Genomic DNA, 26,234 nt, shown 5'->3' on the forward strand with positions numbered 1-26,234 from the left:
GGTGGCATCGATGAAGGTGGGCCGGATGTGGGTGCTGGGGGCGGCGACCTTCGGGGCCGCGACCCCGACGCTTGCACAAGCACCGGACGCAGCGCTGGAGGTGGAGGCGCGCGTGTGGCTGGACCGGGGCTCCGAGCCCGTCCTCCAACTGGGTGACCGCATCCGCATCTACTACCGGATCTCGCAGGACGCGTACGTCGCCGTGTTCCATCTCGACACCGACGGCCGCGCCGCGTTGGTCTTTCCCGAGCGCCCCGGCCAACCCAACCTCGTGAGGGGCGGTCGTGACTACCGGCTCCTGTTCGGCAACTCCGCGTATTGGTACGTGGAGGAACATCCGGGAGTCGGGTACTACTTCATCGTCGCGTCGCCGGAGCCGCTTGATTTCTCCGCGTTCGACTACTCCCGCTATGAGCGCACCTGGGACCTCCGCACCGTGGGGGGCGAGGTGCACGGCGACCCCTTCCTGGCGATGGACGAATTCGTCGCGCGGCTCATCCCGGAATGGGAGTACGTTCCCTATGCGCTCGACTACGCCGAGTACGACGTGGGGGACGACTACGAATACCCCCGCTTCCTCTGCTACGAGTGTCACGCTGAGCGGCCCTTCTACGTCTGGGACCCCTACTACTCCACCTGCCTGGAGTTCGACGTCTACGGACGCAGCGACCCGTGGTTCTACATCAGCACCCGCTACCGGGGCAGCTACGCCGTGCTCCCCCGGCCTCGGGGTCGCCCGCGCTACGAGTTCAAGGAGAAGGGACTGAGGATTCCGGATGCGGTGCTGCTCAGCCCCCGGCAGGGCCGTCGCCGCCCGGGGGAGTACGACACGCCGACTCGTCGGAACGACGCGGAGGCTCGGCCGCCCAATTCGCGGGGGCGCGCCCCGGCCGAGGAGCCCACCGTCCGCCGGCGAGGCGACTCCGGTTCCACGGACGGGCGGGTGCGGCGCCAGCCCGTCCCCCTGGAGCGCTCGCGGCCCGAGCGTGCCTCGGAGGGCTCGTCGACCCGGCGGGCAGGGCCCACTGAGCGACTTCGGCCGTCGATCCAGCCCCGCCCGCGCGTCCAGCCTCGCCTCGAAGGCCCGGGCTCTCGCTCCGGAGGCAGCGGGTCGGTGGATCGCGGGGGGGGCCCCTCCGCCGGACGACGTCCCGAGGTGCGCCGGCCTTCCAATGCACCCTCCGGGGGCGCGGCAGGGCGTCCGCCCGGCAGCGCCGCGCCGCCACCGGTGCGCCGGCCCTCGGGCGGGTCCGACCAGCCCGCAGCGCGACGGCCCTCTGGATCCTCCAGACCGCCCGTCGCTCGGAGCTCCGGCAGCGGCTCGCCGAAGGAACGCGGTGGAGAGCGTCCGCGTCGGCCTCGAGGTGGCTCCGACGGGGGCTGAGCGTCCCTCGCAGCCGCCCAACGGCGGCCACGCTCCCGGTGACGGCGGAGCCGCGGTATACTTCGCTGTCCTTCTGGTGGCTCGCGGAGCACGATGCTGCCCCGCGAGCCCCTTCGTTTCGGGCGGGCCGCGAGCCTGCCGATCCGACCCCCGGACTCAGCCGTGCAGACCGACCACATCCGCAACTTCTGTATCATCGCGCACATCGACCACGGGAAGTCGACCCTGGCCGACCGGCTGCTCGAACGCACAGGCACGCTGGATCGGCGTGTCATGCGGGAACAGGTTCTCGACTCCAATGAGCTGGAGCGCGAGCGCGGCATCACGATCAAGCTACACGCGGTACGGATGGACTACCGGGGCGCCGACGGCAGCGAATACCAGCTCAACCTGATCGATACCCCTGGTCACGTCGATTTCACCTACGAGGTCTCACGCTCCTTGGCCGCCTGCGAAGGGGCGCTGCTGGTGGTGGACGCCAGCCAGGGTGTGCAGGCACAGACGCTGTCCAACCTCTTTCTGGCGTTGGACGCCGGGCTGGAGATCATCCCGGTCCTGAACAAGATCGATCTGCCGGGTGCGGAACCCGAGCGGCGACGCGAGGAGTTGTCGGACCTCCTGGGTGTCGAGCCTGACTCGATTCTCCTGGCCAGTGCCAAGGAAGGCACTGGGGCCGAGGCCATTCTCGAGGCCATCGTCGCCCGGATCCCCGCTCCCCGAGGCTCTCCTGAGGCGCCTCTGCGAGCGCTGATCTTCGACTCCCTGTACGACCAGTACCTCGGCGCGGTCCCCAGCGTGCGCGTGGTCGATGGGACGGTGCGGGCCGGCATGCGAATCGCGTTCGGCGCGGTGCCCGCGGTCTACGACGTCACCGAGGTCGGCTACTATCGGTTGGGGCGCGTACCCAGGGACCAGCTCGGCCCCGGAGAGGTCGGGTACGTGGTCGCGGCCATCAAGGACGTGTCCCACACGCGGGTGGGCGACACCATTCTCGATGCCGACCGCCGGGCCACCGAGCTACTTCCCGGCTATCAAGAAGTGCGGCCCATGGTGTTCGCCGGCCTCTACCCCACGGACTCCGACCAATACGAGGAGCTGAGGGACGCGTTGGGACGCCTACGACTCAACGATGCCAGCTTGCACTACGAGCCCGAGACCTCGACGGCCCTCGGTTTTGGTTTCCGTTGCGGCTTTCTGGGTCTGCTGCACATGGAGATCATCCAGGAGAGGCTCCACCGGGAGTTCGGGGTCGACCTGATCACTACGGTCCCCAACGTGGAGTACCACCTGCGGTTGACGGACGGGCAGGAGATCCACATCGAGAACCCCACGCTCATGCCGGATCGCTCTCGCATCGAGACGATCGCCGAACCCATGGTGCGGGCGCGCATCGTCTCGCCTTCCGAGTTCATCGGCAACGTGCAGAAGCTCTGCCACGAACGGCGCGGTCTCTTCCTGGGTATGCACTATCCCGATCCGCTGCGTGTGGAACTCGAATACGAGCTACCGTTGGCCGAGATCGTCCTCGATTTCTACGATCGCCTCAAGAGCAGCACGCGAGGCTATGCATCGCTGGACTACGAGTTCAAGGAGTATCGGGCCGGAGACCTCGTGAAGCTGGATGTCCTGGTCAACGGGGACCCTGTCGACGCCTTCAGCGTGATCATCCACAAGGACAAGGCAGAGACCTACGGACGCGACCTCATCAAACGCTTGCGGGAGCTGATTCCGCGTCAGCAGTTCGAGGTGGCTTTGCAGGCGGCCATCGGCACGCGCATCATCGCTCGTGAGAACGTGAAGGCACTCCGGAAGAACGTCACCGCCAAGTGCTATGGCGGCGATATCACCCGGAAGCGCAAACTCCTGGAAAAGCAGAAGGAAGGAAAGAAGCGCATGAAGCAGGTCGGTGCGGTGGAGATCCCCCAGGAGGCCTTCCTGGCCGTCCTCTCACTGGGAAGCGACTGAGGTGTCCGGGTCCCGTTGGATCGTGGGAGTCGACATCGGTGGGACCAACCTCGTCGTGGGCGCCGTTCCGGCAGAAGGTGGGCCGGTCGTCGGACTCCTGCAGCGACCCACGGAAGCGCGGCGAGGAGGCCACTCCGTGGTCGAGCGTGTCGTGCGCATGGTGAAGGACGTGATTGCCGCCGTGCGGGAGCAGGCCGGCGCGGACGCGGAGATCCTCGGGGTGGGGATCGGATCGCCCGGACCGCTGAACCGAACGACCGGTGTGGTGCTCGATACCCCCAACCTCGGTTGGGAGAACTTCCCCGTCCGCGACTTGGTGGCGGGGGCCCTGGACCTGCCAGCCACCTTGGACAACGATGCCAACTGTGCCACCTACGGCGAGTGGTGGCTGGGTGCCGGGCGGGGGTCCCGACATCTGATCGGCGTGACCATCGGCACCGGGGTTGGGGGTGGGATGGTCATCGATGGACGGATCTTCCACGGCGCCTCCGATGCCGCCGGGGAATTCGGACACATGACCATCGATTTCCATGGGCGCAAGTGCAACTGCGGCAACTACGGTTGCCTGGAAGCCTATGCGTCGGGTCCGGCGATTGCGGCCCGAGCCGTCGAAGGGATCGAAGCCGGTGCGGAGACCACGTTGGCGGAGACCGTGGGCGGGGCCCTCGATCGGATCACGGCCGCGACGGTCTACCACGGCGCTGTGGCGGGAGACCGCTACGCGCACGAGGTGCTTCAGGAGACCGCCAAGATCCTGGGAGCGGGGATCGCCAATCTGATCAACGCGTTCAATCCCGACATCGTGGTCATCGCGGGCGGGGTGGTGCAGGCCGGCGATCTCCTTCTCGGCCCCCTGCGGGCCACGGTCCGTCAGCGCGCCTTCCGCTCTGCGGTGGATGCGTGTGAGATCCGTGTGGCGCAGCTGGGTGACGGCGCCGGCGTGGTGGGAGCCGCGGGGGTATTCCGCGCCGAGATGGTCGCGCCGTGACGCTGGGGAAGGGCCCACGCCTGGGCGTGGTCGGCACGCTGGTGTGGGATACGATCCGCCGGGTGGGGCGAGCCCCCATCGAAGAGTGGGGTGGAATCGCCTATGCGCTCGGCGGGGTGTGTGCCTCGTTGCCGGAGGCGTGGGAGGTGGTACCCCTGTTGAAGGTCGGCCGTGACCTCGAAGGACGGGCCGTCCGTTTCCTGCGAGGATTGCCGCGCGTCCACTTCGAGGCCATTCAACCCGTCCCCGAGCCCAACAACCGCGTGGAGCTGATCTACGCCGACCACACGCGTCGGACCGAGCGGTTGTCTGGGGGGGTGGGGCCCTGGACCGCCCCCGAGTTGCTTCCCCGCCTGTCCGACCTGGACGCCCTCTACGTCAATTTCATCTCCGGCTTCGAGATGACGGTGGAGACCGCGGAGTGGCTTCGGCAAGCCTTCGACGGCCCGATCTACGCCGACCTGCACTCGCTCTTCCTGGCTGTGTCGGCGGGCGGCTTGCGCACGCCCCAGGCTCTGCCCGAGCTGGCGCGTTGGCTGCGCTGCTTCGACGCGATACAGATGAACGAGGCCGAGTTCGCTCTGCTGGCTGAACACTCCGGAGACCCCTGGGCTCTGGCGGCGCAGCTGGTGGGCGGACCGCTGCGCGTGCTGCTGGTGACGCTGGGCGAACGCGGCGCGGCCTTCGTGGCCGCTCCGGACTTCCATCCCGATCCGCTGCGGTGGCCCAAGGCGCGCAGGGCGCTGGGGCCCACGGGAACGGCGCTCAGCAGGCGCATCGCCTCGACGGAGATTGTACCGGAGCCCGATCCCACAGGATGTGGGGACGTGTGGGGCGCCACCTGCTTCGCTCGCTTGCTGGCCGGAGACGCCCTGGACGTGGCCATGTCACGGGCCAACACGCTGGCGGGCCGCAACGCCGCTCTGAACGGCGCCACGGGGTTGCATCTGCACCTGACCGGCCGGTTGTCCTCGGAGGTACACGGATGAGGCTCATCGACGTCCCGGGTGCACTCGACATGAAGAGTGTCGATGACCTCTTTCGCGAGGTGGGCACGCCCTCCGAGTCGAGCTCGCTCCTCGACGCTCGCCACTTGCGCTGGATCGACCCCGCCGGGATGCTGGCGCTTCTGGCGGTCGGGCGGGTCCTCAGCGACCGCCAGCAGGGACCGGTCAAGCTCAACCTACCGGAGAGCGCGGATGTCGTGGGCTACCTCTCCCGCATGGGGTTCTTCCAGCAGGCGTCCCAGATCTTCCAGATGACCGACGCGCCGCCGTCCCGGCGGAGCGCTCGCGCGTCGGACGTGTTGCTCGAGATCACGTCCATCGCGGAGAACCAGGACGTCCACGAGGTGGTCGAGCGGGTGCAGTCCCGCGCGGGTGCCATCCTCTCGAAGACCCTGGGCTATCCGACCTCTTCTGTAGTGCAGTTCTCCGTGATCCTCTCGGAGGTCTGCCAGAACATCCTGGAGCATGCCGAGGCACCAGGGTGGGTGGCCGCCCAGGTCTACAAGTGGACCAAGCGCCTGGGAAGAGAGGTGCTGGTGCTCTCGGTCGTCGATGTGGGTCGCGGATTCCGGGGATCGCTCGCCTCCGAGCATGCCGCCCGTTTCGGCGATCGGTGGGGGGATGCTACGGCACTGGAGGCTGCGTTCATCCACGGGCTCACGCGGTTCCCGGATTCGGGGCGCGGACAGGGGATCCAACAGATCCGGCGTCAGGTGCGGCGCTGGGATGGGATCATCGCCGTGCGTTCCGGGACGGCGCGCATCGCGGATGTCCCCAACTGGGACGACTCGCCGCCCTTGGAGGATGAGCTTCCGCCGTTCCCCGGCGCTCAGATCAGTATCGTCCTTCCCGCTGCACCGAAGGGGTAGCCGAGGATGGAACCGATCGCCATCGATGTTCGGGACCTGGTCCGCCGCAACGTCGCTTCGCTCTACTCGCATCTGGTGACGCGGCCCACCGGCCGAGCCGTGCGACTGGCCATCGAAGCTCAGCTTGGTGAACACCTCGGGGATCCGAAGCGGCCCGTGCTGTCGACCATCGACCTCTCCGAGGTCGCGGTGCTCGACTACTCCTGCGCCGACGAGGTGGTGGCGAAGCTTCTTACCCGCTACCGAAAAGCGGACCGGCCCTTCGAGGTGTTCTTCGTATTCAGGACGATCGACGTGCACCACCTCGAGACCTTGGAAGAGGTCCTGAGGCGGCAGCGTCTCACCGCGCTCGTCGAGGCCTCAGGTGGGGACTTTGCGCTGGTGGGTGCCCTGTCCGAGGACGCCAGGGCACTTTGGCATCAGTTGGACGGCGGGGGCAGCTTGCGGGGTGGGGCGCTGGCGGAGGTGCGCGGACGCCAGGCGGAGGCCCTGCAGAGCCTTATGGAGGAACGGCTGCTGCTGGAACTGGACGGGGGTCGCGAACTCAGCACCCTGGCCAATCTGGCCCGACGCCTCCGCTGAGCCGGGGGCCTCGCTCGAGCCAGCCGTGTGCGGGCCGACGCCTTGGTGGGTGGCGCCGCGGCGTTGCTGAGCCTTCCTTCGCTCCCCTACCTTCCGTCCTCCAACGGCCCCTCGGCTCAACGCGAGACCATCCATGACCGCGCACCGTCCCACGCACGGCGGGCTGTCGACCCAGAGCGTGCACGCCGGCTCCGTGACGCCAGCGGAGGGGGCGCCCGTCGTTCCTCCCCTGGTGCAGAGCGCCACCTACTACGGCGGTTGGCACGACGCCACCATCGATCTGCGGTACGCCCGCTACGGGAACAACCCCAACCAGGAAGAAGTGGCAACAAAGCTGGCGGCCTTGGAGGGGACCGAGTCCGCGATTGCCCTGGGCAGTGGGATGGCGGCTACGGCGATGACGCTGCTGGCCCTGACCCGTGCGGGGGACCACGTGGTCGCCTCGAGACAGATCTACGGCACCACGCAGTCCTTCCTGCAGCAGGAGCTGGCCCGACGCGGCGTCGCGGTGGACTTCGTGGACCCGGACAGCGCTCGTACCTGGCGCTTGGCGCTCAAGGCGAACACGCGGCTCCTGTTCATGGAGGTCCCCACCAACCCGACGCTGCGCATCCACGATCCCCGCCCCTTGGTCCGCCTGGCACGCGAAGCCGGCGTGCCGCTGGTGGTCGACAGCACGTTCGCCTCCCCGGTGAATCTTCGTCCGGCCAGCCTGGGCGTCGACGTCGTCATCCACAGCGCCACCAAGTACCTGGGCGGCCACTCGGACGTGGTCGCGGGTGTCGTGTGCGGCAGCACCGCCATCATCGACGAGGTTCGGCGCATGCTCATGCTCTACGGGCCGGCTCTCGATCCGCACGCCGCCTGGCTGTTGGCGCGCGGACTGCGTACGCTCTCAGTGCGCGTCCAGCGACAGAACGAAAGCGCGCTGGCCCTGGCGCGCTGGTTCAAGGAGCAGTCCGGTGTGAAGGCCGTCATCCACCCCGGATTGCCCGAACACCCCGACCACGAGCTCGCCAAGGAGATCCTGCAGGGCTACGGGGGAATGCTCTCGGTCGTGCTGGAGGGTGGGAGTCGCGCGGCCAATACCTTCTGCCGTGCGCTGCAGATCGCGCTGTATGCGCCGAGCCTCGGTGGAGTCGAGACGCTGGTCAGTCAGCCCCGCTTCACCTCGCAGGTGGGATTGGGCGCCAAGGAGATGGAAGAGCAGGGGATCCCCGAGGGGTTCGTGCGGATCTCGGTGGGACTCGAGGACGTACCCGACCTGGAGCGCGACTTCGGTCGGGCGTTGCAGGCAGCCCGCGCCGACGGATAGAGGGAGGGCCCGACCGCGGCTGCGATCGGGCCCTCGCGCGGATCTACTCGGCCCCCATGAAGGGGTACCGATAGTCCTTGGGTGGGACCAGCGTCTCTTTGACGCTTCGCGGGGAGATCCAGCGCAGCAGGTTGCCGGGGCCTCCAGCCTTGTCGTTGGTCCCCGACGCGCGCGCGCCTCCGAAGGGCTGCTGACCGACCACCGCTCCCGTCGGTTTGTCGTTGATGTAGAAGTTCCCGGCCGCATCGCGCAGGCGATCGAATGCCTTCTGGACCGCCCGGCGATCGTCCGCGAACACGGCACCGGTCAGCGCGTACGGTGACGTCGAGTCCACCAGGTCCAGGATGTCTTCCCACTGGCCATCCGGATACACGTAGACGGACAACACCGGCCCGAAGATCTCCTCGCACATCGCTTCGTAGCGCGGGTTGGTCGCCTTGAGAATGGTGGGACGAACGAACCAGCCCTTGGAGCGGTCGCACGCGCCCCCCGCGATGATCTCCACTTCCGGGTTCTGGCGGGCCCGGTCGATGTAGCCCGCGATCTTCTCGAACGCGCGCTCGTGGATGACTGCGCCGACGAAGTTGCGGAAGTCGGCGGGATCGCCCATCGCCAGCCCGTTGGTCTCGGAAACCAGATCGTCCCCCATCCTCCGCCACACGCTCTCCGGGATGTAGGCCCGAGAGGCCGCACTGCACTTCTGGCCCTGGTATTCGAACGCTCCCCGGACCAGAGCCACCCGCAGCGCCTCGGGGTCGGCCGAAGCGTGCGCGACGACGAAGTCCTTTCCGCCCGTCTCCCCGACGATACGGGGATAGGAGCGGTAGTGGGCGAGGTTGCTCCCGATCTGCTGCCACAGGGATCGGAAGACGGCCGTCGATCCCGTGTAGTGGAGACCGGCGAAGTCCGGATGGGCCAGGACCGCCCCTGTGATCTCGACCGGGTCCCCAGGGATGAAGTTGATGACGCCGGGCGGGAGGCCGGCGGCTTCCAGGAGTCGTGCCACGTAGTAGTTGCTCACGACGGCGTGATCCGAGGGCTTCCAGACCACCACGTTGCCCAACAGCGCCGGCGCACCGCTCAGATTCCCGCCGATCGCGGTGAAGTTGAAGGGACTGACGGCGTAGATGAACCCCTCGAGCGGCCGGTGGTCCGTCCAGTTCCAGAGGCCCGCGCTGGAGTTCGGTTGCTCCGCGTAGATGTGCGCCGCGTACTCGACGTTGAAGCGCCAGAAATCGATCAGCTCGCAGGCTGCGTCGATCTCCGCCTGGAACGCCGTCTTGCCCTGGTTCAACATGGTGGTGGCGTTGAGCGTCTGTCGCCACGGGCCGGCGAGGAGCTCGGCGGCGCGCAGGAACACCCGGGCCCGCTCCTCCCAGGGCCAACGGCTCCATTCCGCCCGGGCCGCCATCGCCGCGTCGATCGCCTGCTGTACCTCCTTGGGGCCGGCGCGATGCCACGTGGCCAGGACGTGGCCGTGATCGTGGGGCACGAGGGCAGTTGAAGTATCCCCGGTGCGGACTTCGCGGCCGCCGATCAACAACGGAATCTCGATCTGCTGCCCGGAGTGGGTTATCAGGGCGCGCTTGAGCGCGTCACGCTCGCTCGACCCTGGGGCGTAGGAGAGGATCGGCTCGTTCGTGGCTTGAGGTGGAAAGGCTCGGCTGCTCATGATGGAGTGGCTGCTTCCTTCTGGTAGTAGCGATAGATGTAGCGGAAGTAGTAGCTCTCTTCCGTCGTTGTGACGGATACGTCGTTCAGCAGAACCCCCAGGATGCGCACGCCCACGCGTTCCAGCTGGGTGCGCGCCCGCAGGGCAGCACGTTGGTCGGTGGCCCCGGAGCGCACCACCAGGACCGTACCGTCGACATGCGCGGCCAGCACGGCCGCGTCGGTCACCGCGAGAATGGGTGGAGAGTCGACGATCACGTAGTTGTAGCGGCTCTCCAGAACCGCGAGTAGATCCTCCATCGCGCGCGACGTGAGGAGATCGGACGGGCTGTCGGCAGACGGCCCGGCGGTGAGCACGTCCAGATTCGGCAGGACATCGATCTGTAGCGCATCGTCCAAGGTGACGGTGCCCGCCAGCACGTCGGCGAGCCCCGGCTGGCGAGGCAGCCCCAGAGCGAGATGCAAGGCAGGCCGCCGGAGGTCGGCATCGACCAGGAGGATGCGTTCCCGCTGCCGCGCGATCAGCACTGCCAGGTTCACCGCGGACGTGGATTTGCCCTCGTTCGGGCCAGGGCTGGTGAAGGCCACGGTGCGCACGCCGGTCCGATCCCCGTCCGAGAAGGCGAGGTTGAGCCGGAGCGCCCGATAGGCCTCAGCGGCGGGGTCCCCCGGGTCCATCGCGATCAGCAGGGGACGGCCGTTCCCATTCCGGCTCCCCGCCTGGGCATGGGGGAGCTCGGGTACGATTCCCAGCACGGGCAGGCCCAATGCAGTTCGCACCTGCGTGCTGGTGCGAAGGGTCCGATCCAGGTACTCGAGAAAGAACGCGCCACTGATGCCGAGCAGCACGCCGAGCATCGCGCCCAACAGCAAGGCCAGGCCGGGCCTCGCGCCGGTCGGCGTCGGAATGGACGCTGGATCCAGCACCTCCACGTACGGACTGGCACCGGCCTCGGCGATGCGGGCCTGATACAGTTGCGACAGCAGGTACTCGTAGGTGCCTCGATCCAGGTTCTGCTGGAGCTCCAGCGTCGCGAGTTGGTTCTCCAGGCCGGGGAATTGGCGCTGGCGGTCGCGCAGGGAGCTGCGTTCGCGTCCAAGGAGCTGAAGTCGATTCTCCACCGCGGTGAGATTGGACTGCACAGCGGCGACCAACTGCCGCTCCAACCCGTCGACCTGCTGCTGCAGGCCCATCACCTCGGGGTGGTCACCGGTCTTCGCTTCGGTGGTGACCAGGCGTTGCAGCTCCTCCTTGCGCGTCTGAAGCCGGCCCGCGACCTCGCGGATCTGTGGGTTGATCTCGATCGGTAGCTCAGCGACGATGCGCACCTGATCGACGGTCGCGTCTCCACGCTCGACCTGTCGAAGAACGGCGGAAAGGGCACTGCGCTGCAACTCCAGGGTCGCGATGGAGGCGGCGTTGCCCTCGCTTTGCGTGACGAGCGTCTGCTCCTGCACGGAGAGGTCGGTGAAGGCCTGGCTTTCCTTGAACTCGCGGATGTCTTGCAGGGACTTGCCGAGCTGGGCGTAGGCGCTGTCCAGGCGCTGCTCGATGAACTCGACTTCACGAGAGGCCTGTCCGGCGACGCGGCGAGCTCCGTACGCGCGCAAGGCGCGGGCCGCTCCGTCGAGGATGGCCGCCACGAGCTCCGGATCGGTGCCCACGAATCCGACGTCGATGATGTTGGTGCTCTCGCGCGCCGAGGCCGAGATTGCGAAACGCACCTCGTCCACGACCTCGGTCTCCGTACGCACCCGCAGGCCGTACCGCGCGCCGTCCCCGGGATTGGGGAGGGGCGTCAGCGAGAGCCCAGGTGCCGTCAACGGCGCGCCTACGCGCCCACGGGCGAGCTCGCGCCCGTCGGGCGCGACCAGAGCGACCTCGTTGCCGTCGAGGTAGGCCAGTTCGAGGGCCTGCGGCGGCACGCCGGGCTCGACCCGCGCATCCCGGAACAACGCACTGCGCAGGGGTGGACTCGTGATGGTCTGGACACGCAGACCGAGATCCTGGACCACGGCGGCGGCGATCGGAGTCGAGCCGAGGACCTCGATCTCCGAGCGGATCGGATCGATGAATCCATCGGCGCCGAAGCCGGGAACCGAGGTCAGTGACCGCGATCGCTGCCAAGGGTCGTTGACCTGAAGCGACAGGGTCGAGCGGAAGAGTCGAGGCTGACGACCCACCACCCAGAGGGCCGCACCCGAGGCCAAGGCCGCGATCAGGAAGACCAGCCAGAGCCGGCGCTGGACGATCTCCCAATAGTCCGCCAGGTGCGGTGGGGCGGCCTGGGAGGAACGCTCGGGATAGGGAAGGGTGGGATCGGGCTCCATCGAGCTCCGGATGATCTTCGCGTTCGGCGATACCGACCGTCGCTGGACACGGGCAGGCCTGCCGATCGGGTGTTCCACCACGCCGTTGCGGGCCTGCGGGAGCCGTATCATCGCCCCCGCCCGCTCGTGGGGCAATGACCCGGGAAGGGGCCTCGGAGCGGGGGAACCGACCTCGTTGACGCGTCCTCCGCGGGCCGGGTAGGTTTGGCCGTGCATGACGCCCAGCGGGGGATTCAGGTGGTTTCCGTCGAGGAGCAGATCGAGGCCGTGTTGGAGAGCATCCGCCCGGCCCTGCGTATGGACGGCGGCGATGTCGAGTTTCTCGGGTTCCGTGCCGAGGACGGAGTCGCCGAGATCCGTTGGCTGGGCGCCTGCGAGTCGTGCCCGATCTCCATGCAGACCCTCAAGCTGGGGATCGAGCGTCGCGTCACCGAGTCCGTTCCCGAAGTCACGGGCGTCCAAGCGGTCTGACGTCCGCCGGGGACGGGCGGTCCCCACCTCCTCCATCCCGCTCCGGTCCGATGAATCCCGAAGCACTCAAGCAAGCACTGCTCGTCGCGCTCACCGGCATCCGCAATCCCCGCACCGGTCAGGATGTCTTGGCCGGCGGGCAAGTCAGGGACGTCGCGGTCTCCGAGGAAGGTGAGGCTCGCTTCTCCTTCGCGCTCGGCTCGTCGGATCCGGGAACGCTGGTGCGCGACGCGCGTGCGGCCGCTGAGGCGGTCGAGGGGATCCGCTCCGTGAAGGTGAATGTGGAACTGCCCCGAGCGGGGGGCGAGCGGCCCGCGGGGGGCGGTCTCAAGCCGGGGAGCGTACCGGCTCCCACGCCGCGCCCCGGAATCCTGGCCGACGTCAAGCATGTGGTTGCGGTGAGCTCGGGGAAGGGCGGCGTGGGGAAGTCGATGGTGGCCGCCAACCTGGCCGCGGCGTTGGCCGCGCGCGGCCTACGGGTCGGACTCCTGGATGCCGACGTGTACGGCCCCAACATCCCGACCATGTTCGGGGAGACCCGGCGGCCCGCGGTCACCGGCGCCAAGGGTCAGGAGCGGATCGAGCCCTTGGTCGCCCACGGCGTCCGACTGATGAGCCTCGGTTTCCTGCTGGAGAAGGAGCAGCCTGCGATCATGCGCGGACCGCTCATCGCCGGCGTGCTGAAGCAGTTCATCGAGCAGGTCGCCTGGGGCTCGCTCGACGCCCTCGTCGTCGACATGCCTCCGGGCACGGGCGACGCGCAGCTTTCCCTGGTGCAGACAATCGATGTGGACGGAGCGGTGTTGGTCTCGACCCCACAGGATGTGAGCACCGGTGACGTGCGCCGTGCCGTGCGGATGTTCGAACGGGTGAACACCCCTGTGCTCGGCATCGTCGAGAACATGTCGGGACTCGTGTGCCCCCACTGCTCGGAGGTGATCGACGTCTTCGGACAAGGCGGCGCCGAGGCCCTTGCCACGGAGATGGGCCTCGTCTTCCTCGGGCGCGTCCCGCTCGATCCGCGCGTACGGGTCTCTGGGGACGAAGGACGCCCCATCGTCCTCGGAGCGCCGGACTCGCCCGCCGCGGCGTCCCTGCGCGATGTCACCGGAGCGGTGTGGAGCGCCGTCGAGCGTTCATGAGGGCCACCCCTGGAGACACGCTCGATCTGGGAGCCGCGAGCACGGTTCAGCTTCAAGAGCTTGTGCGTGAGATACCGGCGGCGCTGGTGATTCTCCTGGAGCAGGGGATCGCCGCTGATCGTGACGGGTGCCAGACCCTGGGCGCGCTGGCTTCGCAGCAGCCTGAGCTCCTCGAGGCACTCCGGAGCGCTCCCCCACTCTGATCCGTTCCTTCGGGTGGCGCTGGCCGCGGGGCGTTGCGTGCCGGCCGCCAGGACCTGGCGGTCAAGTGCCGAGCGGCGAGTTGCTGCTGGTCGACTTGGAGGAGTACTTCGAGGGCGGCGATGCGGGACGACTCCGCCGCCAAGGCGCGGGGCGTAGCGCGCGGCGCGGGGTGACCCCGCGGTTCTGAGCGCGGCGCTCTACTCCTCCAGCCAGCGCCGGTCGGCTGCGGAAATCGAGCCGCCGCGGGTGCGGTCGATCAGCTTGAGGACCACCCAGCCCACCAACATGACCGGGGCGACCTTGAAGAGGAGGAACGTCGCCAACCCGAACGTGATCGAGAAGATCGTCCCCAACACGGCCAGCACCACGCCGGCCGCGATCAGCGTCGCCACGCCGACCGCAAAGAATGTGAGAAGTGTTCCGATCATTCTTCCTCCTGCGTCGAGGCCGGAGCACCGCGTGGCGCCCTCAGCACACCTATATACTACGCAGGGGGGCCAGGGAAGGGTTCAATGGGCCCGCACGACCCGGATACGGCCAAAGGCCGCCTCGATCTCGATGCGCACGTGCCGCTCGGCCCGGTCGAAGCCCGGGGTCACGTAGCGGCTCCCCCGGCGCTCCAGGTCCTCGGCGTCGAGCGCGGTAAGGAAGCTGTCCTGCAGGATCTCGACGCCGAGATCGGGCGGAAGACGTAACTCCAGGCCGCCCAGGCCCATCTCGACGCTCACGCGGGCGTCCTTGCGCCACTGCCCACCGAAGTCCACGGTGACATCGCCGACACCTGCGTGGATCTCCACGCGTTCGGCGTTCAGGTTGCCGATGTCCTCCATGACGAAATCGGCTGCGCCGACCTGCACCGAAATGGTGGAGGCGTCCAGCGGGTTCGGCTCCGACACGGAGAGGGTCGTCTCCGACGCTCCAGTCTTGAGGTCGAGCCGCGTCAGCCGAAGCCCTCCCAACTCGATCTCGGAGCGCACCGCACCCATCTCCAGATCGAGCGCCAGAGGCACTTCGCGCGTCAGCTCCAGGTCCAAAGAGCCCTGCGAGCGCCCCTTGAGCTCCACGTTGCCCCGCCCGCTGTCGATGCCCACCTCGAGATCGCCCCGGCGGTAGTCCGCGACCGGCGTGAAGTGGTCGGCGTCGTAGCGCAGCTGCATGCGGTAGAGGAGCGAGCCTTGCGCCGGCGAGAGGCGGATGCGGCCGGCGCCGTAGCGCACCTTCACCCGGAGCTCCTGCTCGTCGGTACGGCGTCGCGAGCTGGCGAAATCCCGCCAATCCTGCGCGTGCAGGGGAGTTGCTGCGAAGGAGAGCACCACGGCCAACCGCACGATGGCGCCCAACCGCGGCGCCGCCGCGGCTGCCCTCATGCGGCGCCCATCAGGCATTCGGCCCCCGGACTTCCGGTTCCTCGCCCTCGTCGTCGCTCCAGGGCTCCATGTCCTCGGGCTCGGCGGTGGGGGCCTCCGAGCTCGTTGCCGCGGACGGAGACGCCTCAGCCGGGGCCTCCGTCGCTTCGCCGGATGGTGACGTCGGCTCCGCTTCCGCGGTGGTGCCCGCGTCTTCCGTATACCAACGCTCGCGCCGCCACCCCGTACGCCAATCGTCGAACGTGAAGCTCTCACCGACCAGATCGGGCCGGGAGCCCGCGCGCGTCAGGAGCACCGCCCCGAAGCCCACCGTGGAGAGGGCCAGGATGGCGAGCACGCCGACGGCCGATAGCATCCCGTGGAGGAACCCGAGCAGCGACCCCGCCATCTGGAGCGTGTTGGCGGCGACGAAGATCAGGGTGAGTGCGAAGAGTCCCGCTGCCATGCGGTACATGGCACCTGGCTCCCGCGCCCACTCGAACCCGCGCACCTCATGGGTGCGGATCCACTCGCCGACGTTCATGGCCACGGCCAGGCCTCCAGCCAGAATGGCCACGCCGGCGGCGAGTGGGAACAGCGGGGCCCACGCGATCATCAGCGGGATTCCCACGATGGAGATGGCCAAGGCCACGATGCCGAGCACCCAGGCGGGGACGAGCAGGAATGCCCCGGCAAGTCCCACCGCCGCGGAGCGGGCAGGGTACCGGCGCGCCGTTTCGGCGATCACGTCGAGTCGGTTCCCACCGAAGTGGAGCAGCACCGCGCCGATTGCGCAGAGGACTCCGAAGGTGAGGAGGTTCTCGAGGATGCCTCCAATTCCCGCCGCGATGTTGCGGAAGGGACGCCAGAGCTGGCGGCGAGAGTCCCGCTCCACGCTCCGCCCGATCTCGCGCTCGAGATCGGCCCGGATCTGCTCGCGCATCTCTTCGAGATCGGGACCGGCGCCGCGCGCCTCGGCACGCACCCGCTCTACGCTGCCGCCGATCTCGCCGTGATCGGTGAGTTGCGCATCGAACAGGCGTACGTCGCCTTCGATCTCGGCGCCGTCCTCGAGGCGCAGGCGGCCCCCGACCACGATCACGTCACCCGTGATGCGTCCTTCCACATCCAGGTCGGCGTCGACGACGAGCACCGATCGATCGACTGTCTCGCCGCGAGCCACGACCGCGTCGTCGCCCACATAGAGCTGGAGCTCCTCGAGGTCGACTCCTTCGAGAGCATCGCCCACCTGCGCCAGTTGGTTCGCGTGGCTGAGTAGTCGCAGCAACTCTCGGCTACCGAACCCGGATGTCGGCGCCTGGGGTGCTTCGGCGGCGGTCTGAGCGGCGATCGCTTCTTCAAGGGCTCGGTCGATCCGCTCGGCGGCCGCCCGCGCCTCCCCTGCGAGCCCTTCGGGGGGAGACCACTGCACGAGCGCATCGGAGAGCGACTCCCCGCTCAGCGCGATGGCCTCGGCCAAGAGCGCTCGCCAGGCCCGATCCAGGTTGTCCCCGCTGCGATAGGAGGCGACGTCCTCCGACCCGATCCACACCTGGCCGTCCGACAAGGAGATCCGTAGCTGTTGGCCTCCGACGAGCTCGAGGTCCAGGCGTGCCTCGTTCGAGGACACCGCCACCTCACTGGAGACCAGCATCGACTCCTGTGCCTGCAAGGGCAGGCAGGTCAGCAGGCCCGCACCCAACACCCACGCCCAATGCCGCACGAGCGCAGTGCTTCCGGCCGGCCGCAGAGCCGCATTCGATGACATGTCAGATCCGCGCCCGCGCATAGGTTCCACCCGACGAGCCGTGAGGAATCAAGTTTCGATAGAGCGTCCACAGCGCGACCAACGTCAGCGCGCTGAAGACGAGGAAGCCACCCACCAGGGCTGCCGGCGACGAGAGTGCCGAGAGTTGACCCGGGGCCAGGCCAGCGACCGCGGAGGCCACGGGCCGCCACAGGACCGCCGACCACTCGACGACCTTCCAGGACGCATACCTCGCCAGGGCGGATGCGGTCACCATGGGGTTGGAGAACAGGCTCCAGACGATCAGGGCCGCGACGGCGGCCGGCGCGGTGGCCACGCCGGCGATGGCCGCCCATCCCCGCGGACGGATCCGCGCGAGCGCCGCGCCCGAGCGGGCCGCCAGGAGCTGAACCCGGCCCTTCAACGTCTGCGGCTGTGCTGCGGGTACCCGCGACAACACGCGATCGGCGAACCCTGCCGAGGGCGCGCTGAGGGGCAGGCAGGCGACGGCCTGGAAGAGCCCCTCCCAACGGACGTAGTCGGCTGCGCAGGGTGCACAGGCGGCCACGTGCTTTCGTAGCCGCGCGTCCGCCTCGGCCGGGGCCACACCGTCGACGCTGTCGAGCAGCTCTTCCGGCGTGGGGTGCCAGCCCTCGCTGGGAAGGCTCTGCGACGCCTGCACCAGGGGACGGACGCCGGCCAGGCGGTCCATCACCCGGGTGGACAGGTCGGGGGGAGGCGCCAGGGAGGGAAGCACGGACAGCGTTCCGAACAGGCGTGTCCAGCGCGCGTACTCAGATCGGCACCGGCCACACGAGCCCAGATGCCCTTCGGCGACCAGCTTCTCCTCGCGGGAGAGCCGCCCGTCCAGGAGGGCCTGGATCTCGCTGCTGTTCAGGTGTCCGTCCATCCTCATCCCCTCGGTTCTTCCACCCTACGGATTCCCCCCATTCGGGGTTTCGCGGGGCGGGGCCTGCTAAACCGTTGGCAGGGAACGCCTTGAGTCGATATATCGGCTGGCCTCATTGGCGGGCCGGCTCCAGCAGGTCCATCAGCTCATGCCGAGCCCGATGGAGGTACGTCTTCACGGTGCCCAGCGGGATCTCCATGATCTGTGCGATCTCCTCGTAGGCGTATCCCTCGACGTGGCGCAGAAGCACCGCCGTCCGGTACTCGGGCCGAAGATGGCCGATGGCCTCCTCGATCTGGGCGGCGAGCTCGCGGTTCTCGACATACTCCTGGGGACTCTCGTCGTCACAGGGGACGCTCAGCCTGGACTGGGACTGCTCCTCCGCGGTGAGGGCGTGCGGAGACCCGTCGATCGATACCGTATCGAGGGTCCGCTTGCGCAGGTGATCGATCGTGAGGTTGTTGGCGATCTTGAAGATCCAACTCGAGAACTTGTAGCGTGGGTCGTAGCGACCGAGTGCGTTGAACGCCCGGATGAAGGTTTCCTGGGCCAGGTCTTCCGCCAGACCGCGGTCGCGTACCATACGGAGGATCAGCGAGAAGATCGGGCGCTCGTAGCGCTGCAGGAGCTCCCGGAAGGCGGATTCGCGTCCGCGCAGGGCTCGGGCCACCAGCTCACGGTCGTCGACGACTGCGCCCGCGGCCTCGGGGGCTGCGGCCGGTGCCGATCGTTCCGGTTGTGGTGCTTCGGCCATGGGCTCGACCTGCTCGGGATCGGGGCGGACCGACTCCGGCCGGTCCTACGGACCCGAGGGGGTCCGGGTTTCGGAACCCGGCGGCTCGGCCGGGGTTCCGGCGTTCGCCCGGGGGGCCAACCGGCCTTCCTACCCACTCCGACCGGCACGCGCACGGGTCCGTTTCGATGTCCTCTGTACCAGAAGCCCGGCCCTCCGTGGGCGCCGACCGGGAGCGTCAGGTTCGGCGCATCTTCTCCGAGATCGCCCCCCGCTATGACCTGCTGAACCACGTTCTCAGCCTGAACATCGATCGGCGCTGGCGGCGGCGCGCCGTGGATCGCCTGGGATGGGAGCGCGCGCCCGAGGGGCGCTACCTGGACGGGTGCGCGGGGACCTTCGACCTCTCGCTGGAGCTGGCGCGCCGACCGGGGTTCGCAGGAAGGGTGATCGCGTCCGACTTCGCCCATCCGATGTTGGTGCAGGGCAGGCCCAAGCTCGGGGATCTGGGCATCGAGCCCGTGTGTGGGGATTCGCTGCGCCTCCCGTTCCCGGACTCCTCCTTCGACGGCGCTACGGTCGGCTTCGGTGTGCGCAACCTCTCGGATCTCGACCGGGGGTTCGGAGAGTTGGCGAGGGTGTTACGCCCCGGGGCCCGGGCGGTCATCCTGGAATTCACCGTACCGCCCCGTCCTCTCCTCCGGCAGCTGTACCTCTTCTACTTCAACCGCGTCCTGCCTCGGGTGGGTCGCTGGGTGTCCGGGCACCCCTGGGCCTACACCTATCTACCCGAGTCCGTCAAGGAATTCCCGGATCCGGAAGGGCTCGCCAACCGGATGCGGACGGCAGGGTTCGGCGCGGTGGAGTGGAGCCTGCTCTCCGGGGGGATCGCCGCTCTCCACGTGGGGACCCGCTAGCCCGCCCCGCCTCGGAGGCGGGTGCTCGGAGTTCCGGCTCTCCGGGGGCTCAACCGACCGGGACCGCCGTCGACTCCTCCAGCAGCGTCACCGGTCCCAGCCGTTCCAGCTGCGGGCGCAGGATCTCCGGATCGCCCACCACCAGCCAGGTCAGGGCGGCCGGATCGAACTGCGCGCGCACCACGCGCAGCACGTCGCCCGGATCCACTCGCTGGATCTCTCTCAGGTAGGTCTCCAACCAATCCACCGGGATGTCGGAGGCGAGGTAGGCCATGCGCCGCTGCACGATCTGGGCGGCCGACTGCAGGCTGAACACCATGCCGTTGGTGATCTCCTCGCGGATGCTCTTCACCTCGGAGGCCGCGGGGGCCTCCCGGCTCATCTCCTCGAGCACCTCCAGCATGGTCTCGGCCGTGGCCGTGGCCGTTTCCGTACGCGAGCTGGCCACCATGGCCAGGATGCCGTCGTTCTTCCTCGGGGCCGTCCAGGTGGACGTGGCTCCGTACGCGTACCCCTTCTCCGTGCGGATCCGCTGCATGAGCCGACTCGACATTCCGCTCGACCCCAGGATGGCGTTCGCCACCCGCGACGCGAAGTAGGTGCCCTTGTCCCCCTCGTGCACCGTGCTGGGAAGTCCCATGACGACGGTGGCCTGATCGACCTTGCGGGGGATGAGGAAGATGCCGCCCTCCCGGCGCACTTCCGGCCGTGGCGAGTCGCCCAGCTCGCCCTCGCACGCGGGCCATTGTTCGATCAGGCGCGCCATCCGGTCGCGGATCGCCTCCCAGGAGGCGTCGCCAGCCACACCGATCATGAGATCGTCCCGGCAGAAGAGCTCGCGGTGTGCTTCTACCAGCGTACCCGCGTTCACGCGCTCCGGCGTCAGGTCGCTCGGCCCCATGTCCCAACCGATGGGGTGATCGCCGAACATCAGGTGGTTGAACGCGGAGTAGGCCACGCTCTGGGGCGAGTCCTGACTACGCCGTGTGTAGTCCAACTCCTTGTTGCGCCAGACTTCGATCTCCGCACTGTCGAAGCGAGGCTCCAACAGCACCTGGCGCCACAGATCGAGGCCGGCATCCAGGTCGCGCGAGAGCACGCTGAAGCCGGAGGCCATGGCGTCCCCGCTGGAGCTGAACGAGCTCTCCATCGCCAGCAGCTCCATGCGGAGCGCGAGCGAGTCCGGCGACAGCGCCTCGGTTCCGCCGTTCTGCAGCATCGAACCCAACGCGGTGACCGCTGCGTAGCGCTCGCGAGGGAGGTTGGAGAAGCCGCGGTCGAAGCGGAAGAAGACGCTGACCAGGGGAAGGGAGCGATCCTCGAGAAAGATCACTGGCACCCCTCCGACGCGCTCGACCACCGGCTCGGTCTCGTCGTAGTCGAGCGGAGGAGGTTCGAAAGCCAGAGCCGCGGCTCGCCCCACCTCGACCCGCGGAACCGTCGAACGGGCCGGACGGGTCCCGAGCTCGATCCGACGGGCCACCTGTCCGGTCCGCGGCCGGGCCCGAGGAGTCGGGTCCGCCGGGGCGTGCAGCGAATCAGCCGGAGGCGCCTCGACTTCAGCTGCCGCAACGACCTGAGGTCGCTCCAGGACCGCGGTGGTGCGATTGGCATCGCCGAAGTAGGTGGCGACCACTCGCCGGACATCGTCCGCCGTCACGTCCACCATGCGCTGGGTGCCTCGGAAGACCTCGCGCCAGTCGTTGTAGCGGGACACCGCCCCGGCCAGTTCGAAGGCGAGGGAGAGGTTGGAGCGCAACCGCCGCACGGCGCTCGCCTGCAGTTGGTTGCGCACGCGGGTCAACTCCACCTCGCGAGGAGCTTCCGACGCGAGGCGCGCTAGCTCTGTGTGAATGGCCGCCTCCAGTTCGACGACGTCGTGGCCAGGAGCGGGCAGGGCCTCGATCACGAACAAACGCGGGTACCGCCCTCCGGGGGCGGTTGAGCTCACCACCGAGGAGGCGATCCGATCTTCCGTGATGAGTCGGCGGTAAAGGCGGGACGTGCGCCCGGCGGTGAGCACCGCCGAGAGCATTGCCAGAGCCGGCCCATCCGAGTGGGTATCCTCGGGAACGTGCCATCCCATACGGATCCGCGGTTCGGCCTCGAACTCGACCCGGACTCGCCGCTCTCCCTCCTGCGGGGGCTCCACGACCGTGACCGGCGTTGGTACGTCCCCCGGCGCCAGTGCCGAGAAGTAGCGCTCGGCCATGGCGAGCGTCTCCTCCGCGTCGACGTCGCCCACGATGGCGATCACCGTATTGCGCGCGCCGTAGTAGCGGTGGAAATACGCGTCCACCCGCGCCCGGTCGAGGCGTTCCAGGTCGTGCACGGTGCCGACCACGGGCTGGCCATAGGGATGGACCTGGAACGCGGCGGCCAGGTGCGCTTCGGCGAGCTTGCCGGCCGGGTCCGTGTCCACGCGCAGGCTGCGCTCCTCCATGACCACGTTGCGCTCCGTGTGGAACTCCCGGAGGACGGGGTTCAGACGTCGGTCCGCTTCCAAGATCATCCACAGCTCGAGCCGGTTGGCAGGGAGCTCGACGAAGTAGACGGTCTCTTCCGCCGTGGTGGTCGCGTTCAGCCCCCGAGCGCCGTTCTCCGAGTAGATCCTGTCGAGCTCGTTCGGATTCACATAGCGGCGGGCGCGCGTCTCGAGAGAGCGCAGCCGCTCTTCGAGCCGGCGTACCCGCCCGTCCTCTGCGCTTTCTCGGTCCCGCTCGCTGACCAGCGAATCGAAGACGGCATCGATCTGGGGGAACAGCTCCATCTCACGCTCGAGAGAGCGGGTCCCGATGGTGGTGGTGCCCTTGAAGAGGAGATGCTCGAGCAGGTGGGCGATGCCCGTCTCGCCAGGACGCTCGTCCACGCCGCCCACGCCGGTGTAGACCGCGAAGGCGATGGTCGGGGATGTCGGGCGGGGGAGTACCACCACGCGCAGCCCGTTCTCGAGCGTGTGCGTGCGGACCGGCAGCTCGGGAACTCCCGGCTCCTCCTGCGCCTGGGCCGGAGCGCCCGGCGCTGCCGAGGCGAGGAGCGCGAGAACGAGGCGGATCGGGCGGTGGAGACCCGGGCGGGTCAGCGCTGGACGGGCTGGCAGCTTGGACACAGGAAGGCGGATCGTCCCCCAAAGGTCAGGCGTTCGATCGGCGTGCCACACCGTTTGCAGGCCGATCCCTCTCGCCCATACGCGCGGAGGTTCTTCGCGTTTTCCCCCTGCTGACCATCGATGTTCCGGTAGTCCCTCAGGGTGGTGCCCCCAGAGTCGATTCCCAATCGCAAAGAGGCCCGCAGCGAGGTCAACAGCAGCGCCACCTCCGGGGCGTCCAGCGAGCTGGCTGGGCGCCTGGGGTGGATCCCGGCGGCGTGCAGCGCCTCGGTGGCGTAGATGTTCCCGATCCCCGCGATCTGACGCGGGTCCAGAAGCCAGGAGCGGATGGGGCTCTCCGACCGGGCGAGACGGTCGGAAAGAAGGTCAGGGGTCAGCGAAGGGTCGAGTGGCTCCGGGCCCAGTTCAGACTCTCTGTCCCTCCACTCCGAGCTGGATAGGGCTTCCACACGTCCGAAGCGGCGCACGTCCGAGTATACGAGTGTCGCATCTCCGTCGAGCACCAGCGAGACGGCGGTGTGGCCGGGCCGGCCCGCCTGCCCCCTGAAGTAGAGCAGTTGTCCGGTCATCCCCAGGTGGACGCGCAGGATCAGGGGGCGGTCCGTCTCGATGAGGATGTTCTTGGCCCGCCGTCGCACGCTCTGGATGCGAGCACCCTGAAGGGCGCGCACCAGGGCCGCACCCGAGGGGACGGCCACGTCGGCTCGGCGTACGCGCACCCGCACGATCCGGTGACCGGGCAGGCGGGGGACGAGCGCGTCCACCACGGCTTGTACCTCGGGGAGCTCGGGCACCGGCGCAAGCTTCTCTAGGGAAGGTCCCGGGGCCCCTCTGCCGAGCTTGCCCGCGTGCGCGGCTCGGTGAGGGCGTCTGCGTGCTCGGGTTGTGTTGGCCGGCTCACTTGAGGGAGACCGCAGTTCCGCTGCAGGTGACCATGAGCATGCCGTTGCCCGTACCGAGCACTTCATAGTCGAGGTCGGTGCCCACCACGGCATCGGCACCTCGCTCCGACGCCTGATTCGACATCTCACGCAAGGCTTCTTCGCGCGCGGACCTCAGCGCTTTCTCGTAGGCTGCCGAGCGCCCACCTACGATGTCACGAACGGTCGCGAGGATGTCCTTGAAGATGTTCGCGCCGATGATGGCCTCACCGGTCACGATTCCGAGGTAGTCGGAGATCTGGCGGCCTTCGACACTCGGGGTGGTCGTCAGGATCATGGTCTGCCTCGCTCGTCACGGGCGCGTTCGCGCCATCCGATGTCTGTCCGTAGCTGCTTTCCGTCGAACTCGATCATACGCGCCGCGCCGAGGCTGCGTGCGTGCGCCTCCTGGTGGGTAGTCCCCAACCCGGTTGCCGCGAGGACACGACCGCCGGACGTGGTGAGACGACCGTCCTCGAGGCGGGTGCCGGCGTGGAACAGCAGCACGTCCGGATCCTCGAGCAGCGCGTCGGGCACCGTGATCGGGTCGCCCGTGCGAACGGTGCCGGGATAGCCGGCTGAAGCGAGCACGGTGGTGACGGCGGCGCCCGCTTCGAACTCCAACGCGGCGGCCCCCAGGTCCCCTCCCGTGGCGATGGTTTCCAGCACGGGGAGCAGGGGACTGCGCAGCAGTGGGAGCACCACCTGCGTCTCGGGATCCCCGAAGCGGCAGTTGAACTCCACGACCTTGGGGCCTTCCGACGTGATCATGAGACCCGCATACAACAGACCGCGAAAGGCGCAGCCGTCCGCCTGCAGGGCCGCCAAGGTGGGCGCCAGCACACGGTCCTGGATCGTGTCCAGCAGCGTCGGTGTCACGAACCCCACGGGCGCGTAGGCGCCCATGCCGCCCGTGTTGGGACCGGTGTCTCCCTCCCCGATGCGCTTGTGATCCTGGGCGGGGAGCAGGGGGAGCGCTCGAGTGCCATCGGTCAGCGCGAACACGGAGAGCTCTTCGCCCTGCATGAACTCCTCGATGACGACTTCGCGTCCCGCCTCGCCGAAGTGCAGATCGCCGAGCATGGACTGCACCGCATCGACGGCTTCCGCCTCGCTCTCGCACACGACGGCACCCTTGCCCGCCGCCAGCCCGGAAGCCTTGACCACGATGGGCGCGCCGTGCTCCCGGATGTGTTGGAGGGCCGGTTCGAGATCCCGGAAGGTGTGGAAGGCGGCGGTGGGCACTCCGGCCCGTTCCATCAGCGCCTTCGCGTAGGCCTTGCTGGTCTCGATCCGCGCCGCAGCGGCCGTGGGCCCGAACGCAGGCACGCCGTGCTTGCGCATGCGGTCCACCATTCCCTGTGCCAGGGGTCCCTCGGGGCCGACCACGGCCAGGTCGATCTGCCGGGACGCGGCCCAGCCAGCCAGGGCCTCGACGTCGGTGGGCGCGATCGGCACGACCTCGAGGCCGGGGTGCGTCATCATGCCGCCGTTGGGGCGGGTCGCGTAGATCTGCGCCTCGGGTGCGTCCCGGGCCAGCTTCCAGAGGAGGGCGTGCTCGCGTCCGCCGTTTCCAACGATCAGGATCCGCATCCCGCTGCTAGCGGCGCAGGGTGTCGAGCAGGGATTCGCCCATCTTGCGTGCGGCATCGGCGACGTCGTCGATCAGGCCGCGAGCCCCCTCGGCATAGGCGCGGGCGGCCTCACGCAGGTCGCTCTTGTACTGCGGGTCCGGGTCGCCACGCCGAGGGTACTCTCCGGCGAGCACCTGCTCGTAGTGTCCCTCCTCGATCCAGGTGCGCAGCTCCGCCACTCGCAACACGGGGAAGGGGTGCGATTGACCGAGGAGGTTCAGGATCTTGAACACCGAATCGGCGACATCGTCGGAGGTGCGGTACTCCTCCGCCTGCTGGATGAACTCGCCCAGGTTCGTTTCGTCGGGCGTGCCGTCGCCCGCCATGCGCATGAGCGCGGTCATCACCTGATCGGGATCCTGGATCGCCAGCAGCCCGGCACGGTCCGAGGACAACTCGCTCTTGCGGGACCACTCCAACAGCCCGATGAGCACGGCCCGCGCGGCGATACCTACGATCGGGAAGCCGAGCTGAGCCAACTGCAGCAGGAGCACCGTCATGGTCCGGTACAGCACATGCCCGCTCATGATGTGACCGAGCTCGTGTCCCATCACGTATTGGAGCTGGCGCTCGTCCAGCAGGGTCTTCATCCCTGAGTTCAGGATGATGAAGGGCTTGTCCATTCCGTAGGCGCCGGCGTTCACCACCGGGGTCTGCGAGATGAAGAGATCGTAGGGTTCGGGGGCGTCCAGCGTCTCGCACACCTCCAGGTAGAGGCGGTGGATGCGGGGGAACTGGCGAGGGGTCACGCGGACGGCGTTGGCCTGGAAGGACAGCCGGATGGGCTTTTCACCGAAGATGCCGAAGAGCTTCTTCAGGACGAGATCGAAGACCGGGAGCTTTCGGAGCGCGGCCAGCGCCGCCCGGTCGGCCGGATGCTCCCAGGTCCGGGACGAGATGCCGGTCAAGATGCGCCGGGCACGGGCCTCCCCGTCGTATGCGGTCTCTTCGGTCATCGGGCTCTCCTACGGCTGAGGTGTGTTCGCCCC

23 protein-coding genes are annotated in these 26,234 nt (G+C 68.5%); 11 read left to right on the top strand and 12 right to left on the bottom strand.

The features are described 5' to 3' along the window. Nucleotides 1–10: 10 nt before the first annotated feature. The 7 genes from R3E10_19060 to R3E10_19090 all read left to right on the top strand — a co-directional run bounded on the left by R3E10_19060 (nucleotide 11) and on the right by R3E10_19090 (nucleotide 8,110). Nucleotides 11–1,384, top strand: coding sequence for a DUF4384 domain-containing protein (locus R3E10_19060; protein ID MEZ4417863.1), 1,374 nt, complete (start codon nucleotides 11–13; stop codon nucleotides 1,382–1,384). Nucleotides 1,385–1,477: 93 nt separating this feature from the next. Further along, nucleotides 1,478–3,349 carry a translation elongation factor 4 gene (gene lepA, locus R3E10_19065; GenBank protein ID MEZ4417864.1) on the top strand — a complete coding sequence of 624 codons (1,872 nt, stop codon included), beginning with the start codon at nucleotides 1,478–1,480 and terminating at the stop codon, nucleotides 3,347–3,349. Nucleotide 3,350: 1 nt separating this feature from the next. Continuing rightward, on the top strand, nucleotides 3,351–4,337 hold the full coding sequence (locus R3E10_19070) for an ROK family protein (GenBank protein ID MEZ4417865.1): 987 nt from the start codon (nucleotides 3,351–3,353) through the stop codon (nucleotides 4,335–4,337). Continuing rightward, complete coding sequence (locus R3E10_19075) at nucleotides 4,334–5,326, top strand: carbohydrate kinase family protein (protein MEZ4417866.1); 993 nt, start codon at nucleotides 4,334–4,336, stop codon at nucleotides 5,324–5,326. Before R3E10_19070 ends, R3E10_19075 begins: the two co-directional genes overlap by 4 nt. Further along, on the top strand, nucleotides 5,323–6,213 hold the full coding sequence (locus tag R3E10_19080) for a hypothetical protein (GenBank protein MEZ4417867.1): 891 nt from the start codon (nucleotides 5,323–5,325) through the stop codon (nucleotides 6,211–6,213). The genes R3E10_19075 and R3E10_19080 overlap by 4 nt, the downstream gene beginning before the upstream one ends. Nucleotides 6,214–6,219: 6 nt before the next feature. Continuing rightward, the gene (locus R3E10_19085) at nucleotides 6,220–6,795 is read left to right on the top strand and encodes a hypothetical protein (protein ID MEZ4417868.1); all 576 of its coding nucleotides are present in this window, start codon (nucleotides 6,220–6,222) and stop codon (nucleotides 6,793–6,795) included. Nucleotides 6,796–6,928: 133 nt separating this feature from the next. Further along, nucleotides 6,929–8,110, top strand: coding sequence for an aminotransferase class I/II-fold pyridoxal phosphate-dependent enzyme (locus R3E10_19090; protein MEZ4417869.1), 1,182 nt, complete (start codon nucleotides 6,929–6,931; stop codon nucleotides 8,108–8,110). 43 nt (nucleotides 8,111–8,153) lie between these two features. On the opposite strand, the gene pruA is transcribed toward R3E10_19090, so the two are convergent. Beyond that, nucleotides 8,154–9,782: an L-glutamate gamma-semialdehyde dehydrogenase gene (pruA, locus tag R3E10_19095; GenBank protein ID MEZ4417870.1), complete on the bottom strand. Its 1,629-nt coding sequence runs from the start codon at nucleotides 9,780–9,782 to the stop codon at nucleotides 8,154–8,156. Continuing rightward, entirely contained in the window at nucleotides 9,779–12,112 is a 2,334-nt protein-coding gene (locus tag R3E10_19100; protein ID MEZ4417871.1) for a polysaccharide biosynthesis tyrosine autokinase, read from the bottom strand. The genes pruA and R3E10_19100 overlap by 4 nt, the downstream gene beginning before the upstream one ends. Nucleotides 12,113–12,322: 210 nt before the next feature. Between R3E10_19100 and R3E10_19105 the strand changes: the two genes are divergently transcribed. From R3E10_19105 to R3E10_19115, 3 genes are read left to right on the top strand one after another with little or no spacing between them, the layout of a single operon-like run. Beyond that, nucleotides 12,323–12,583, top strand: a complete 261-nt coding sequence (locus R3E10_19105) for a NifU family protein (GenBank protein ID MEZ4417872.1) — start codon at nucleotides 12,323–12,325, stop codon at nucleotides 12,581–12,583. 50 nt (nucleotides 12,584–12,633) lie between these two features. Beyond that, the gene (locus R3E10_19110; protein ID MEZ4417873.1) at nucleotides 12,634–13,725 is read left to right on the top strand and encodes an Mrp/NBP35 family ATP-binding protein; all 1,092 of its coding nucleotides are present in this window, start codon (nucleotides 12,634–12,636) and stop codon (nucleotides 13,723–13,725) included. Then, complete coding sequence (locus R3E10_19115; protein MEZ4417874.1) at nucleotides 13,722–13,928, top strand: hypothetical protein; 207 nt, start codon at nucleotides 13,722–13,724, stop codon at nucleotides 13,926–13,928. Before R3E10_19110 ends, R3E10_19115 begins: the two co-directional genes overlap by 4 nt. Before the next feature lie 198 nt (nucleotides 13,929–14,126). Here R3E10_19115 and R3E10_19120 read toward each other — a convergent pair whose 3' ends face one another. The 5 genes from R3E10_19120 to R3E10_19140 form a co-directional block, all read right to left on the bottom strand. Further along, nucleotides 14,127–14,357, bottom strand: a complete 231-nt coding sequence (locus R3E10_19120) for a hypothetical protein (GenBank protein MEZ4417875.1) — start codon at nucleotides 14,355–14,357, stop codon at nucleotides 14,127–14,129. A gap of 81 nt (nucleotides 14,358–14,438) precedes the next feature. Beyond that, nucleotides 14,439–15,296 carry a LiaF-related protein gene (locus tag R3E10_19125; protein MEZ4417876.1) on the bottom strand — a complete coding sequence of 286 codons (858 nt, stop codon included), beginning with the start codon at nucleotides 15,294–15,296 and terminating at the stop codon, nucleotides 14,439–14,441. A 10-nt stretch (nucleotides 15,297–15,306) separates the two neighbouring features. Beyond that, nucleotides 15,307–17,043 carry a hypothetical protein gene (locus R3E10_19130; protein MEZ4417877.1) on the bottom strand — a complete coding sequence of 579 codons (1,737 nt, stop codon included), beginning with the start codon at nucleotides 17,041–17,043 and terminating at the stop codon, nucleotides 15,307–15,309. Between the two features lies 1 nt (nucleotide 17,044). Further along, complete coding sequence (locus R3E10_19135; protein ID MEZ4417878.1) at nucleotides 17,045–17,932, bottom strand: zf-HC2 domain-containing protein; 888 nt, start codon at nucleotides 17,930–17,932, stop codon at nucleotides 17,045–17,047. Between the two features lie 112 nt (nucleotides 17,933–18,044). Further along, nucleotides 18,045–18,686 carry a sigma-70 family RNA polymerase sigma factor gene (locus R3E10_19140; GenBank protein MEZ4417879.1) on the bottom strand — a complete coding sequence of 214 codons (642 nt, stop codon included), beginning with the start codon at nucleotides 18,684–18,686 and terminating at the stop codon, nucleotides 18,045–18,047. 167 nt (nucleotides 18,687–18,853) lie between these two features. Here R3E10_19140 and R3E10_19145 point away from each other — a divergent pair, with 167 nt between their 5' ends. Further along, complete coding sequence (locus tag R3E10_19145; protein MEZ4417880.1) at nucleotides 18,854–19,582, top strand: ubiquinone/menaquinone biosynthesis methyltransferase; 729 nt, start codon at nucleotides 18,854–18,856, stop codon at nucleotides 19,580–19,582. 49 nt (nucleotides 19,583–19,631) lie between these two features. Here the strand turns inward: R3E10_19145 and R3E10_19150 are convergent, their stop codons facing one another. From R3E10_19150 to R3E10_19170, 5 genes are all read right to left on the bottom strand, one after another. Then, nucleotides 19,632–22,691 (bottom strand): pitrilysin family protein, encoded by a 3,060-nt coding sequence (locus R3E10_19150; protein MEZ4417881.1) that lies wholly within the window; start codon nucleotides 22,689–22,691, stop codon nucleotides 19,632–19,634. After that, nucleotides 22,661–23,485 carry a bifunctional DNA-formamidopyrimidine glycosylase/DNA-(apurinic or apyrimidinic site) lyase gene (mutM, locus tag R3E10_19155; GenBank protein ID MEZ4417882.1) on the bottom strand — a complete coding sequence of 275 codons (825 nt, stop codon included), beginning with the start codon at nucleotides 23,483–23,485 and terminating at the stop codon, nucleotides 22,661–22,663. The genes R3E10_19150 and mutM overlap by 31 nt, the downstream gene beginning before the upstream one ends. A 103-nt stretch (nucleotides 23,486–23,588) precedes the next feature. Continuing rightward, nucleotides 23,589–23,909, bottom strand: a complete 321-nt coding sequence (locus R3E10_19160; protein MEZ4417883.1) for a heavy metal-binding domain-containing protein — start codon at nucleotides 23,907–23,909, stop codon at nucleotides 23,589–23,591. Further along, nucleotides 23,906–25,204 carry a phosphoribosylamine--glycine ligase gene (gene purD / locus R3E10_19165; protein ID MEZ4417884.1) on the bottom strand — a complete coding sequence of 433 codons (1,299 nt, stop codon included), beginning with the start codon at nucleotides 25,202–25,204 and terminating at the stop codon, nucleotides 23,906–23,908. Before purD ends, R3E10_19160 begins: the two co-directional genes overlap by 4 nt. A gap of 7 nt (nucleotides 25,205–25,211) precedes the next feature. Next, the gene (locus R3E10_19170; protein ID MEZ4417885.1) at nucleotides 25,212–26,201 is read right to left on the bottom strand and encodes a M48 family metallopeptidase; all 990 of its coding nucleotides are present in this window, start codon (nucleotides 26,199–26,201) and stop codon (nucleotides 25,212–25,214) included. Nucleotides 26,202–26,234 lie beyond the last annotated feature (33 nt).

This window comes from Gemmatimonadota bacterium (assembly GCA_041390105.1).
Classification (GTDB): domain Bacteria; phylum Gemmatimonadota; class Gemmatimonadetes; order Longimicrobiales; family Gaopeijiaceae; genus JAGQIF01.

Excerpts from the sequence above, each read along its gene's own strand:
- R3E10_19060 (MEZ4417863.1), top strand. The coding sequence starts at position 11 with ATGAAGGTGGGCCGGATGTGGGTGCTGGGGGCGGCGACCTTCGGGGCC.
- lepA (MEZ4417864.1), top strand. The coding sequence starts at position 1,478 with ATGCTGCCCCGCGAGCCCCTTCGTTTCGGGCGGGCCGCGAGCCTGCCG.
- R3E10_19080 (MEZ4417867.1), top strand. The coding sequence starts at position 5,323 with ATGAGGCTCATCGACGTCCCGGGTGCACTCGACATGAAGAGTGTCGAT.
- R3E10_19085 (MEZ4417868.1), top strand. The coding sequence starts at position 6,220 with ATGGAACCGATCGCCATCGATGTTCGGGACCTGGTCCGCCGCAACGTC.
- R3E10_19090 (MEZ4417869.1), top strand. The coding sequence starts at position 6,929 with ATGACCGCGCACCGTCCCACGCACGGCGGGCTGTCGACCCAGAGCGTG.
- pruA (MEZ4417870.1), bottom strand. The coding sequence starts at position 9,782 with ATGAGCAGCCGAGCCTTTCCACCTCAAGCCACGAACGAGCCGATCCTC.
- R3E10_19100 (MEZ4417871.1), bottom strand. The coding sequence starts at position 12,112 with ATGGAGCCCGATCCCACCCTTCCCTATCCCGAGCGTTCCTCCCAGGCC.
- R3E10_19110 (MEZ4417873.1), top strand. The coding sequence starts at position 12,634 with ATGAATCCCGAAGCACTCAAGCAAGCACTGCTCGTCGCGCTCACCGGC.
- R3E10_19115 (MEZ4417874.1), top strand. The coding sequence starts at position 13,722 with ATGAGGGCCACCCCTGGAGACACGCTCGATCTGGGAGCCGCGAGCACG.
- R3E10_19120 (MEZ4417875.1), bottom strand. The coding sequence starts at position 14,357 with ATGATCGGAACACTTCTCACATTCTTTGCGGTCGGCGTGGCGACGCTG.
- R3E10_19125 (MEZ4417876.1), bottom strand. The coding sequence starts at position 15,296 with ATGAGGGCAGCCGCGGCGGCGCCGCGGTTGGGCGCCATCGTGCGGTTG.
- R3E10_19130 (MEZ4417877.1), bottom strand. The coding sequence starts at position 17,043 with ATGTCATCGAATGCGGCTCTGCGGCCGGCCGGAAGCACTGCGCTCGTG.
- R3E10_19135 (MEZ4417878.1), bottom strand. The coding sequence starts at position 17,932 with ATGGACGGACACCTGAACAGCAGCGAGATCCAGGCCCTCCTGGACGGG.
- R3E10_19140 (MEZ4417879.1), bottom strand. The coding sequence starts at position 18,686 with ATGGCCGAAGCACCACAACCGGAACGATCGGCACCGGCCGCAGCCCCC.
- R3E10_19145 (MEZ4417880.1), top strand. The coding sequence starts at position 18,854 with ATGTCCTCTGTACCAGAAGCCCGGCCCTCCGTGGGCGCCGACCGGGAG.
- R3E10_19160 (MEZ4417883.1), bottom strand. The coding sequence starts at position 23,909 with ATGATCCTGACGACCACCCCGAGTGTCGAAGGCCGCCAGATCTCCGAC.
- purD (MEZ4417884.1), bottom strand. The coding sequence starts at position 25,204 with ATGCGGATCCTGATCGTTGGAAACGGCGGACGCGAGCACGCCCTCCTC.
- R3E10_19170 (MEZ4417885.1), bottom strand. The coding sequence starts at position 26,201 with ATGACCGAAGAGACCGCATACGACGGGGAGGCCCGTGCCCGGCGCATC.